Source organism: Stenotrophomonas sp. TWI1149 (genome assembly GCF_039673155.1).
In the GTDB taxonomy this organism is placed as follows: domain Bacteria; phylum Pseudomonadota; class Gammaproteobacteria; order Xanthomonadales; family Xanthomonadaceae; genus Stenotrophomonas; species Stenotrophomonas maltophilia_AA.
This window is the reverse complement of record NZ_JBDJLB010000021.1, coordinates 1-11483: the sequence shown is the minus strand read 5'-3', so window position 1 is coordinate 11483 and position 11483 is coordinate 1. Positions and strand designations below refer to the sequence as shown.

The window sequence follows — 11483 nt, the reverse complement described above, 5'->3', positions numbered from 1 at the left end:
GGCACCGGTCGCGCCGCCGGCCGCGCCAGCCCAATGCGTCAGCCTGGGGCCCTTCGCCGACCGCGCGACGGCCCAGGCCGCCCAGTCCCGCGCCGGGAGTGCCCTGCGCACGGCCCGGCTGCGCGAGGTCGCCGATGCCGGCGCCACCCGTTACCGGGTGCTGCTGCCGCCCGCCGCCAGCCGGGAAGAGGCGCAGGCAACGGTCAAGCGCATCGTTGCGGCCGGCGTGAGCGATTACTACATCATTGCCCAGGGCGAGGAGACCCATGCCATCGCGCTGGGCCAGTACCGCAACCGGGAAGGCGCGGATCGCCGCCTGGCGGCGCTGAGCGCGGCCGGTTTCAAGGCGAAGATGGTCGCCAGCGGTGGCGATGGCAGCGCGCAGTGGTGGCTGGATGCGACCCTGGCAGCGGGTACAGAGGCCGCCGCGGCACGCCAGCGCAGCGGCGCAGCCCAGCAGCGCTCGCTGGAATGCGCGCGCGTGCGCTAGAATCCCGGCTCCGCGACGGGTCGTCCCGCCGCGATGCCGATGCCGGCATAGCTCAGTTGGTAGAGCAACCGCCTTGTAAGCGGTAGGTCCCCAGTTCGAATCCGGGTGCCGGCACCATTGCTGCACGGTCGATGACGGCTGCTGCAGCGCCGCGAGTCGTATCGCCTCGCGCTGGCTATGCTGTTCCTCTTTGCAATGGAGGCAACAGCGATGGCGATGTATTCCCCGGTTTCCCTGATTGGCGTGCCCACCGACATCGGGGCGGGCCACCGTGGCGCGGGTCTGGGACCGGACGCCCTGCGCATCGCGGGCCTGGGTGATGCGCTGATCGCGCGGGGCGTGGAGGTGCGCGATCTCGGCAACCTGGACGGCCCGCGCAATCCATGGACGGCACCGGTGCAGGGCTATCGCCATCTCGACGAGGTGGCCGCCTGGAACCGCGCGCTGATGGACGCCACCTACACCGAACTGCAGGCCGGCCGCATGCCGATCATGCTCGGCGGCGACCACTGCCTGGGCATCGGCTCGATCAGCGCGGTCGCGCGCTGGTGCCGTGAGCAGGGCAAGGACCTGCGCGTGCTCTGGCTGGACGCGCATTCGGACTTCAACACCAGCGAGGTCACCCCGTCGGGCAATGTGCACGGCATGCCGGTGGCCTGCCTGTGCGGGCTCGGCCCGGATGCGTTGACCCGGCTCGGCGGCGACGCCCCCGCGATCCGCCCGCAGCAGGTGCACCAGATCGGCATCCGCTCGGTGGACCAGGAAGAGAAGCGCCTGATCAAGCAGCACCAGGTCGATGTCTACGACATGCGCTACATCGACGAAGCCGGCATGAAGCGCACCATGGAAGCGGCACTGGCCGGCATCGATGCCAACACCCATCTACATGTCAGCTTCGACGTGGACTTCCTGGATCCCAGCATCGCGCCGGGCGTGGGCACCACGGTGCCGGGCGGGGTCAACTACCGCGAGGCGCAGTTGGTGATGGAGATGATCGCCGACACCGGGCGCATGGGCTCGCTGGACATCGTCGAGCTGAATCCGCTGCTGGACAACCGCAATGCCACGGCCGAACTGGCGGTGGATCTGGTCGAAAGCCTGTTCGGCAAATCGACGCTGATGCGCGATTGAGAACTTCTGGCTGAACAGCGTTTTCCTGCATTCACATCCGCTGCACGCCGCTCCAGCCAGATTGCACGTCACGCGGCGCTGTGTGTTTCGACCCACGGCACTGCAGGTCAGGAAGGGGAGCTGCGCTGGCGTGCTCTCCTGACAGGCGGGACCGGATTTCGGTATTGAATTTGAACAACCAGGAGAACCCCATGAAGCGTGTTATCGCACTGATGCTGTTGTCGATGTTCTCGGTGGCCATGCTGTCCGGCTGCAACACCGTTGCTGGTGCAGGCAAGGACGTGCAGAAGGCCGGTGAATCGGTCGAAGACGCTGCCAAGGGCAACTGATCCGCGGATCAGCAGTCAACGAAAAAGGCCGGGAATTCCCGGCCTTTTTCATGTCCGCGGTATGACAGTGCGGACGGATGCCGTAGTGAATCATTCAAGCTCGTGAGCATGCGTTTCATCGCCGCTTGACCGTGCGGCAACGCGCCTTGGCGCACTCTGGTCCCACGGCGAGATGGCCGTTGCAATCAAGGAAGCGAACCCATGAACAAAGACATCATTTCCGGCAAGTGGACGCAGCTCAAGGGCAAGGCGCAGGCCAAGTGGGGCGACCTGACCGACGACGATTTCAAGGTGGCCGAAGGCAATGCCGAGTACCTCGCAGGACGCCTGCAGGAACGCTATGGCTGGGCACGCGACCGTGCTGAAACCGAAGTCCGCGACTTCGAAGCCGCCATGCGCAAGGATTATCCGGATTACCACTGAGGGGTGATCCGTAGCGACGGTTCAGCCGTCGGGGGTTGAAACCGGAACGGGCCGCGAGAGCGGCCCGTTTTTTCATGCGCTTGGTCCGGGATCAGCGATCGCGGTACGGCGGCGGGTCCGGCACGTACTGGCCGGGGAAGGCCTGCGGCGCGTCGCGCGGCGGCGTGCTCCGCCGTGGAAGGATCCCGCGTGCTCTCAGATTGCGCTCACTGTCGTAGCGGACCTGCAGCTGCTGCGCGGGATCCGCCGTGGCGCGCTCGAAGGAGGTGTTGCGCACGCGCGAGGCCTCGCGCTGGCCATGGCCGGTGCCCAGTTGGGGGGCGGGGGCCGAGGAACCGGTCACGCGTGCGCTCTCCATCGTCGATGCGCGCGCCTGCGGACGTGCCTTGGCATCGGCCGCGCCGGCCACCGCGGGCGCCGCTTCCCAGGACACCCGCCCGGCTTCGTGGAACACCGCCACCCCGATCACCCCGATGTTGTCCGGGCGCCCGGTACGGGCCGCATAGCTGCGGCCCGGATCGGTGAACACGAACTGGGCGACCTCGTCGGAGGATTTGCGCCAGCCGTGGATATCGGTGGTCTGCCACGGGTTGAGCACATAGCCGGTCTGGCCGGGGGCAGCCACCTCGCCGCTGATGGCATTCAGACCGTCGACCGAGAGCACGACCAGCACCCGCTCGGCGCTGCCGTTGCGCAGCCGCACGCTGTAGCGATGGCCCTGCTGCCCCGCCACCCAGCGCTGGCTGCCCTGGCGGTACTGGGTCAGGGCCTGGCCGCTGTCGCGGTCGATCACGGTCAGGTGGACGGGCCCGGTGTCGTAGCGCAGAGAGGGCGCCGGCTTGAAGCCGCACAGGGCCAGCACGGCAAGCAGGGGCAGGATCAGGCGTTTCATGGCAGGGCTCCGCAGGGCAGGTGCAGGATCAAACGCACGGGCCCGGCCAACGGGGTCGAGCGCGGGCAGGTAAACTGGGGCGGTTCATCTGTCCGCATTGATTCCCCATGACTACCCGCGTCCTTACCGGCATCACCCCCTCCGGCACGCCCCACCTGGGCAACTACGTCGGCGCCATCCGTCCGGCGATCACCGCCAGCCAGGCCTCGAATATCGAGAGCTTCTTCTTCCTGGCCGACCTGCACAGCCTGATCAAGGCGCAGGAGCCGGAGCGCACCCAGCGCTCCACGCTGGAGATCGCGGCAAGCTGGCTGGCGTGCGGGCTGGATCCGGACAAGGTGTGGTTCTACCGGCAGAGCGACATCCCGGAAACCACCGAGCTGATGTGGTTCCTGACCGTGATCGCCAGCAAGGGCATCCTCAACCGCGCGCATGCCTACAAGGCGGCCGTGGACAAGAACCGCGAGGAGCAGCTGGATGATGACGCCGGGGTCAGCGCGGGGTTGTTCATGTACCCGGTGCTGATGGCGGCCGACATCCTGATCTTCAAGGCCAACCGCGTGCCGGTCGGCCGCGACCAGATCCAGCATATCGAGATGGCGCGCGACTTCGCCCAGCGTTTCAACCACGTCTACGGCCAGGAATTCTTCCCGCTGCCGGAGGTGGTGATCGATGAGCAGGTCGCCACGCTCGCGGGCCTGGATGGCCGCAAGATGAGCAAGAGCTATCACAACACCATCCCGCTGTTCGCCCCGCGCGCGGAGCTGAAGAAGCTGGTGTTCGCGATCCTCACCGATTCGCGCGCGCCCGGCGAGCCGAAGAGCACCGAAGGCTCGGCGCTGTTCCAGATGTACCAGGCCTTCGCCACCCCGGAACAGACCGCTGCGTTCGCGCAGGCGTTCGCCGACGGCATCAGCTGGGGCGATGCCAAGCAGCAGCTGTTCGAGCGCATCGACAGCGAGATCACCCCGCTGCGCGAGCGCTATGACGCGCTGATGGCCGAGCCGGAAAAGATCGAGGCGCTGCTGCGCCGTCGTGGCCAGCAACTGCGCGAGCAGTTCGCCGTGCCGCTGCTCAAGGAGCTGCGCCATGCGGTCGGCCTGCGCGATCTGTCCACCGCCGGTGACGTGCCCAGTGAGGAAAGCGAGGCCGCGCGCGCCGCACCGCCGCTGTTCAAGCAGTACCGCGAGAAGGACGGCCGTTTCTACTTCAAGCTGCAGGCCGGTGACGGCACGCCGCTGATCCAGAGCGAAGGCTTCGATTCGCCGCGCGATGCCGGCCAGCTGATCGGCGTGCTCAAGCAGACCGAGCATGGCGACGGGCTGCAGAGCGAGCTGTTCAAGCTCGAGGCCGAGGTCGACGTAGTGCTGGCCGCACTCCAGGCGCTGCGCGGGTAACGCCTGCCGCTGCCCGGCGACCAGGCAACCGCAGCATCAGGTAGTGCCCGCCGCTGGCCGGCAACCAGGCGAACGCCCCGTCACGCAGGCATCGACCGTGGGTCGATGCCACCGCTATGGCATGATGCCCCTGCACGCCGCAGGGGCGTGTTCCTGCACGGGAGACTGCGATGGCCTGGTTGTCGTTGTTGTTGTTCCTGCCCTGGTTCGTGCTGCTGGGCACGCTGTACTGGCTGTTCCCGCGCCAGCCGCGTGGCACCGCGCGCCGCCTGTTCGATGGTGTCGCGCTGGTGCTGGCCTTCGTGCTGAGCATCCTGGCGATGCTGTGGGGCCACCACATCGGCGTGGTCCAGAACGATGCCGGACCAATCTGGCGGCAGGTACTGGCGGTGCTCTACGCCTACGGTGCGTTCCTGGCGGTGATGGTGGCCGCCGTGCTGCTGCGTGGACCACTGCTGAGTGCAACTGCGACCAAAGCCGCATCGAAGCCGCTGCACTGATCGACGTAAGATGGGGGCGTTTCGTGCCAGGGATGTGTTGATGCACTCCGACCCCAGCATTCATACGATCGACACCGCGTTCCAGCGCGATGATTTCGACGCGGCCTACCTGATCGTCGAGAACGGCCGGGCGGCCTTCATCGATTGCGGCACCGGCCTGGCCGTGCCCGCGATGCTCGCCGCATTGACGCGCGCCGGCTGCGTGCCGGAACAGGTCGACTGGCTGATCCTGACCCATGTGCACCTGGATCACGCCGGCGGCGCCGGCCTGCTGATGCAGCAATTGCCCAACGCCACCCTGGTCGTGCACCCGCGCGGCGCGCCGCACATGCTCGATCCGACCCGCCTGGTGGCCGGGGCCACCGAGGTCTATGGCGAAGCCGAGATCGCACGCAGTTATGGCCCGGTGCTGCCGGTGCCCGCCGCGCGCGTGATGATCGCCGAGGATGGCCACACCGTGGACCTGGCCGGCCGCCCGCTGCTGTGCATCGATACCCCCGGACACGCGCGCCATCACCTGTGCGTGTGGGATGCACGCAGCCGCAGCTGGTTCACCGGCGACACCTTCGGGCTGTCCTACCGCGAGCTGGACAGTGCGCAGGGCGCGTTCATCGTGCCGACGTCATCGCCGGTCCAGTTCGATCCCGAGCCGCTGAAGCAGTCGATCGCGAAGATGCTGGCCTACGATCCTCAGGCCATGTACCTGACCCACTACGGGCCGGTGGCACCGCCGCGGAAACTGGCGGCGGATCTCGTCGAGCAGATCGATGCGATGGTCGAGATCGGTCGCCAATGCGATGGTCGGCCGGACCGGCATCGCTGCCTGGTGGCGGCACTGACCGCGCTGTACCTCGAACGCGCGCAGGCTCACGGTTGCCCGCTGGATGACGAAGCGGTGACCCACGTGCTCGCCATGGATATCGAACTCAACGCGCAGGGCCTGGCCTGCTGGCTGGATCGCGATCGCCGCTAGTGCACGGTCACGGGGGTGTCACGTTACACTCCGGTGTCCCGTTTTCGTCCTGGTGTCTGCCGTGAATCCGATGCGCATGCTGCTGCTGTCGTCCTGCCTGTTCGTGGGCGGCCTGGCCCACGCCGCCAATGATCTGCCCGGTGGCGGCATCGATCCGCAGGCCCTGTCGCGGCATGTGCGCATCCTGGCCTCGGACGAGTTCGAAGGCCGCGCGCCGGCCACGCCCGGTGAAGAGCGCACGGTCCAGTACCTGATCGAGGAATTCAAGAAGTACGGCCTGCAGCCCGGTGGCGTCGACGGCGGTTGGGTGCAGCCGGTGCCGATGGTGCGCGCGCAGGTCGATGGCCCGGTGCGCGCGCAGCTGCGCCAGAAGGGCAAGCAGCGCGCCCTGGCCAATGGCGAGGACGTGACCCTGCAGAGCCTGCGCCCGCAGGATGCGGTGGCGATCAAGAACGCACCGCTGGTGTTCGTCGGCTACGGCATCGATGCGCCCGAGCGCCACTGGAACGATTACAAGGACGTCGACCTGCACGGCAAGATCGCCGTGGTGCTGATCAATGACGCCGATTTCGAGGCCGACCAGCCGGGCGCGTTCGATGGCAAGGCCGTGACCTACTACGGCCGCTGGACCTACAAATTCGAAGAGGCCGCACGCCGCGGTGCGCAGGGCGTGCTGATCGTGCACGAGACCGCGCCGGCCGCGTACGGCTGGGCCACGGTAAAGAGCTCGGGCACCTCGCCGCTGTTTGATATCGAACGCACCCGCGAGCAGGCCCTGGCCCAGCACGTACCGGTGCGCGGCTGGATGCAGCGCAGCCTGGCCGAGCAGCTGTTCCGCGACGCGGGCCTGGATTTCGAGGCCGAGAAGCGCCGCGCCATGACCCCGGCCTTCAAGCCGGTGGCCCTGGGCGATGCGCAGCTCTCGGTCGACTTCAAGCTCAAGCGCGAGCAGGTGATCACCCGCAACGTGGTGGCCAAGCTGCCGGGTGGCGCGCATGCCGATGAAGCGGTGATCTTCTCCGCGCATTGGGACGCGTTCGGTATCGGCCAGCCCGATGCCAAGGGCGACCGCATCCGTCGCGGCGCGATCGACAACGCCACCGGCGTGGCCACCGTGCTGGAGCTGGGCCGCGTCTTCGCTGCCGGCCCGCAGCCGCAGCGCACGCTGTATTTCGTGGCGTTGACCGCGGAAGAGAAGGGCCTGCTCGGCGCCAGCTATTACGCCGCACACCCGCTCGCCCCGCTCGACAAGACCGCTGCGGTGTTGAACATCGAGATGTTCAGCCCGGATGGCCCGACCCGCGACATCGCCTCGTGGGGCAAGGGCCGGGTCTCGCTGGAAGGGGACCTGGAGCGCGTGGCCAAGGCACGGGGCCGGACCTACTCGCCGGACCCGAACCTGGAAGCCGGCTTCTTCTACCGCGCCGACCATTTCGCCTTCGCCCGCCTCGGCGTGCCGGCGATCACCATCGGCCCGGGGCTGGACATGCGCGAAGGTGGCGTCGAAAAGGGCCGTGAGCTGCGCGATGCGTATTTCGCCGCCTGCTACCACCAGGCCTGCGATGCCTGGACCCCGGGCTGGGACCCGAGTGGCCACGCCGCCGACACCCTGCTGGTCTACGACCTGGGCGCGGAACTGGCCAACAGCCGTCGCTGGCCGCAGTGGGAAGAGGACTCTGAATTCCGCGCCGAGCGTGAAAAGACCGAGTCCGCGCGCCGCTGATGTAGGGGTGGATTGCGGGATCGCCGCATCCGCGAGCAAAACCAAAGCCCCCTGAGTCAGGGGGCGGCCGCGTAGTGGCGGGGGTCTGGGTGTTGGTAAGAAGGGGCCCGCGGTTTGCGCAGCAAAGCGTGGGGCGCCAGCGCGTATGCGATGGCGCGTCCCCTACTTGCGCGTGCCATCGAGCCAGTTCGGGCCCTTGTTGGTCAGGAAGAACATGTAGACCACCAGCGATACCGCGATGATCGCCGTGACGTACACCGCGAACATGCCGACCTGGCCGGTCTTCAGCGCGCCCTGGTACAGCAGCGGCGCGGTGCCACCGAACAGCGAGTTGGCCATCGCATAGCCGAAGCCCACCCCCAGTGCGCGCACATGGGTGGGGAACAGCTCGGCTTTGACGACCGCGTTGATCGAGGTGTAGCCGGTCAGGATCACGAAGCCGATGCCCAGCACCAGGAAGGCCATGAACGGATCGTGCTGGTTGGGCAGTTCGGTGATCAGGTACCAGCTGTACAGCACGCCGCCGATGCCGAAGAACACCAGCAGGCTCTTGCGCCCGACCATGTCCGACAGCCAGCCACCGATCGGCTGCAGCACCATCAGGAAGGTCAGCACGCCGAGGTTGATCATCGTGCCGGTCATGACGTCATCGCCCGCGAACGCGCTCTGGATCATCTTCGGCCCGTTGACCGAATAGGTATAGAACGCGACGGTGCCGCCAGCGGTGATCAGGAAGCACAGCAGCAGCGGACGCCACTGGTTGACGAACAGCTCACGCATCGAGCCGGAGGCCTTGGCGCGGCCATCGCGTGCGGCTTCGATGGAATCGGTCTGCAGCGATTCGTCCATGCTCCGGCGCAGCCAGAACACCACGATCGCCGCGATGCCCCCGATGCCGAACGCCACGCGCCAGCCCCATGCGGAAATCTCCGGCTTGTCCCAGAAGGTCAGCATGCCCAGCAGGGTCAGCTGCGCCAGCACGTGGCCACCGACCAGGGTGACGTAGTGGAACGAGGACAGGAAGCCGCGCCGGCCGGGGATGGCGGCTTCGGACATGTAGGTCGCACTGGTGCCGTACTCACCCCCGGTCGCGAAGCCCTGCAGGAGGCGCGCGAACAGCAGGATCACCGCCGCCCAGATGCCGATCTGCGAGGCGGTCGGGGTGATCGCGATCAGGAACGAACAGGCGGCCATCACCGTGACCGACACCGTCAGCGCCAGCCGTCGGCCGTAGCGGTCGGCGAAGCGGCCGAAGTACCACGCGCCGATCGGGCGCATCAGGAAGGTGGCGGCGAAGATCGCCCACACATACATGGTGGAGTTCTTGTCGGCGGCCGAGAAGAACTGGGATTCGAAGTACACCGCGAAGACCGAGTAGACGTAGACGTCATACCACTCGACCAGATTGCCGGCCGAGCCTTTGAGGGTGTTGGAGATGGAGCGCCGCAGGGCGGCCCGTTCGGGGTGTGCCGCGGTGGCGGGGACGGAAGTGCTCATGCAGGGTAGGGGTCCTGGCTGGGAAGCGTTGATTGCTCTTGTTACCTTACCGCACGTCAAAAACGGGTGCGTGTCAGGCATCACGCGGCGGCCTGGTGAAATCAGCGTGCCAGCACAAGGGGTGCCGCGGCATCGGCAACCGCCTAGAATCCGGGTTCCCCCGTACCGTGGTGGCCCATGGCCGTCCTACCCGAATCCCCGTCGGCCGCTCCCCGCAGCGGCCTGGTCGTCCTGGCGCTGCTGCTGGTGTACGTGGTCTGGGGGTCCACCTATCTCGGGATCCGGCTGGCGCTGGAAGGCGGCGCGCTGCCGCTGACGATGGTCTCCGGCGGCCGGTTCATCATCGCCGGCTCGCTGATGTATGCCGTGCTGCGCTGGCGTGGCTCGCCCGCGCCGACCCGGCGCCAGTGGCGGAACCTGGCGATCATGGGCCTGACCATGCTGGTGCTGGGCAACGGCATGGTGGTGCTGGCCGAGCGCACGGTGTCCTCGGGCCTGGCCGCGACCGCCGTGGCCTCGGTGCCGCTGTGGATGGCCCTGTTCGGCGCGATGCGCGGCCAGAACGCCAGCCGCGGCGAGTGGCTGGGCATTGCGATCGGCTTCCTCGGGGTGGTCTGGCTCAACGCCGGCAGCAGCCTGACCGCCTCCCCGCAGGGCCTGATCCTGCTGCTGATCGCGCCGATCGGCTGGGCCTTCGGCTCGATCTGGGCACGCGGCCTGGACCTGCCCAGCCCGTTCATGACCGCTGCCGGGCAGATGCTCTGCGGTGGCGCGATGCTGATCGTGCTCGGCCTGCTCAGCGGCGAACGCCCGACCACCTGGCCCAGCATGAATGGCCTGCTGGCGGTGGCCTACCTGTGCATGTTCGGCTCGATCGTCGCCTTCACCGCGTACGTGTGGCTGCTGCACAACGTGCGCCCGGCGCTGGTGGCCAGCTATGCCTACGTCAATCCGGTGATCGCGGTGATCCTGGGCGTGATCATCGGCAACGAGCATTTCGGCGGGCGTGACCTGCTGGCAATGGCGGTGATCCTGGCCGGCGTGGTGGTGCTGACCCTGGCCCGGACGCGCGCGAAGTGAGCCTGCCTGCGCAACACAGCCTGCAGGAGCAGCGCCGCGGCTTCGCGATCACCGCCTTCACCTTCACCCTGTGGGGGCTGGTGCCGGTCTACTGGCACCTGCTCAAGGCGGTGCCGTCGCAGCAGATCATCGCGCACCGCATCATCTGGAGCACGGTGCTGGTGGTGGCCTGGCTGCTGCTGAGCAACGGGATGGGCTGGTGGAGGGCCATCGCGGCCCAGCCGCGCGCGCTGCCGACGCTGGCGCTGAGCAGCGTTGCGATCGCGTTCAACTGGGGCCTGTACATCTGGGCGATCAATGCCGGTCACGTGATCGAGACCAGCCTGGGGTACTTCATCAACCCACTGGTGAGCGTGGTGCTCGGCGTGGTGGTCTTGAAAGAGCGCCTGCGCCGCCTGCAGTGGCTCGCGGTGGGGTGCGCGGCCCTCGGGGTGGCATGGCTGACCGTCGATGCGGGAACGCCGCCCTGGATCGCGCTGGGGCTGGCCTGTTCGTTCGGTCTGTACGGCCTGCTGCGCAAGATGATCTCGGTGGACCCGGTGGCCGGCCTTGGGGTGGAGAGTCTGTATCTGTTCCTGCCGGCGATCGGGTTCGCGCTGTGGAGCGAGAACGGGCACGGCGGGGCGTTCTTCAGTGGCTGGGGTTGGCGCAACGATGCGCTGTTGATCTTCGGTGGTGCGGTGACGGCGTTGCCGTTGATCGGGTTTGCGTACGGGGTGAAGCGGATTCCGCTGTCGCTGGTCGGGATCCTGCAGTACATCGCGCCGAGTATCGGCCTGGTGTTGGGCGTGTTCTTTTTCCGCGAGCCGTTCGATACGGCCAAGGCGGTGGGTTTCGCTGCGATCTGGACCGGGCTGCTGCTGTTCATCGGCGACGGTGTTTGGCGGTCGCGGGTTGGGGGCTTGAAAGGCTGAAAAGCCTTGAAGCCTTGAAGCCTTGGGCTGCGGGGATGGCTGGCTGGGCGGGGGGGGGGGGGGGGGGGGGGGGGGCCCCCCCAACCACACCACAAGGGGGGGAATAGGACCACACACCCAGGGCCGGGGGGACG

Annotated in this window: 12 protein-coding genes and 1 tRNA gene; 11 read left to right on the top strand and 2 right to left on the bottom strand. The window is 67.6% G+C overall.

Annotated elements, in window-relative coordinates:
• The 5 genes from ABE424_RS19040 to ABE424_RS19020 all read left to right on the top strand — a co-directional run.
• Positions 1-490: SPOR domain-containing protein (locus ABE424_RS19040; protein WP_346502003.1), on the top strand; the 490-nt coding region annotated here is incomplete at its 5' end.
• A gap of 41 nt (positions 491-531) precedes the next feature.
• Positions 532-607 (top strand) — tRNA-Thr (locus tag ABE424_RS19035).
• A 93-nt stretch (positions 608-700) separates the two neighbouring features.
• The gene (gene rocF / locus ABE424_RS19030; RefSeq protein ID WP_346491701.1) at positions 701-1621 is read left to right on the top strand and encodes an arginase; all 921 of its coding nucleotides are present in this window, start codon (positions 701-703) and stop codon (positions 1619-1621) included.
• Between the two features lie 191 nt (positions 1622-1812).
• Positions 1813-1950 (top strand): entericidin A/B family lipoprotein, encoded by a 138-nt coding sequence (locus ABE424_RS19025; RefSeq protein WP_123731139.1) that lies wholly within the window; start codon positions 1813-1815, stop codon positions 1948-1950.
• 201 nt (positions 1951-2151) lie between these two features.
• Positions 2152-2373 (top strand): CsbD family protein, encoded by a 222-nt coding sequence (locus ABE424_RS19020; RefSeq protein WP_019185523.1) that lies wholly within the window; start codon positions 2152-2154, stop codon positions 2371-2373.
• 91 nt (positions 2374-2464) lie between these two features.
• On the opposite strand, the gene ABE424_RS19015 is transcribed toward ABE424_RS19020, so the two are convergent.
• The gene (locus ABE424_RS19015; RefSeq protein WP_346491700.1) at positions 2465-3265 is read right to left on the bottom strand and encodes a hypothetical protein; all 801 of its coding nucleotides are present in this window, start codon (positions 3263-3265) and stop codon (positions 2465-2467) included.
• Between the two features lie 107 nt (positions 3266-3372).
• On the opposite strand from ABE424_RS19015, the gene ABE424_RS19010 reads away from it, so the two are divergent.
• The 4 genes from ABE424_RS19010 to ABE424_RS18995 all read left to right on the top strand — a co-directional run bounded on the left by ABE424_RS19010 (position 3373) and on the right by ABE424_RS18995 (position 7858).
• Entirely contained in the window at positions 3373-4662 is a 1290-nt protein-coding gene (locus tag ABE424_RS19010; RefSeq protein WP_346491699.1) for a tryptophan--tRNA ligase, read from the top strand.
• A gap of 170 nt (positions 4663-4832) precedes the next feature.
• Positions 4833-5162 carry a hypothetical protein gene (locus tag ABE424_RS19005; RefSeq protein WP_346491698.1) on the top strand — a complete coding sequence of 110 codons (330 nt, stop codon included), beginning with the start codon at positions 4833-4835 and terminating at the stop codon, positions 5160-5162.
• Positions 5163-5202: 40 nt separating this feature from the next.
• Positions 5203-6135, top strand: a complete 933-nt coding sequence (locus ABE424_RS19000; RefSeq protein WP_346491697.1) for an MBL fold metallo-hydrolase — start codon at positions 5203-5205, stop codon at positions 6133-6135.
• A gap of 70 nt (positions 6136-6205) precedes the next feature.
• On the top strand, positions 6206-7858 hold the full coding sequence (locus tag ABE424_RS18995; RefSeq protein WP_346491773.1) for a M28 family metallopeptidase: 1653 nt from the start codon (positions 6206-6208) through the stop codon (positions 7856-7858).
• Between the two features lie 162 nt (positions 7859-8020).
• Here the strand turns inward: ABE424_RS18995 and ABE424_RS18990 are convergent, their stop codons facing one another.
• Entirely contained in the window at positions 8021-9355 is a 1335-nt protein-coding gene (locus ABE424_RS18990) for an MFS transporter (protein ID WP_176990148.1), read from the bottom strand.
• 177 nt (positions 9356-9532) lie between these two features.
• Here ABE424_RS18990 and yedA point away from each other — a divergent pair, with 177 nt between their 5' ends.
• On the top strand, positions 9533-10435 hold the full coding sequence (gene yedA / locus ABE424_RS18985; RefSeq protein ID WP_179460465.1) for a drug/metabolite exporter YedA: 903 nt from the start codon (positions 9533-9535) through the stop codon (positions 10433-10435).
• A complete protein-coding gene (gene rarD, locus ABE424_RS18980; protein ID WP_346491696.1) occupies positions 10432-11349 on the top strand; it encodes an EamA family transporter RarD in 918 nt (305 codons plus the stop codon). The genes yedA and rarD overlap by 4 nt, the downstream gene beginning before the upstream one ends.
• The last annotated feature ends 134 nt before the right edge of the window (positions 11350-11483 follow it).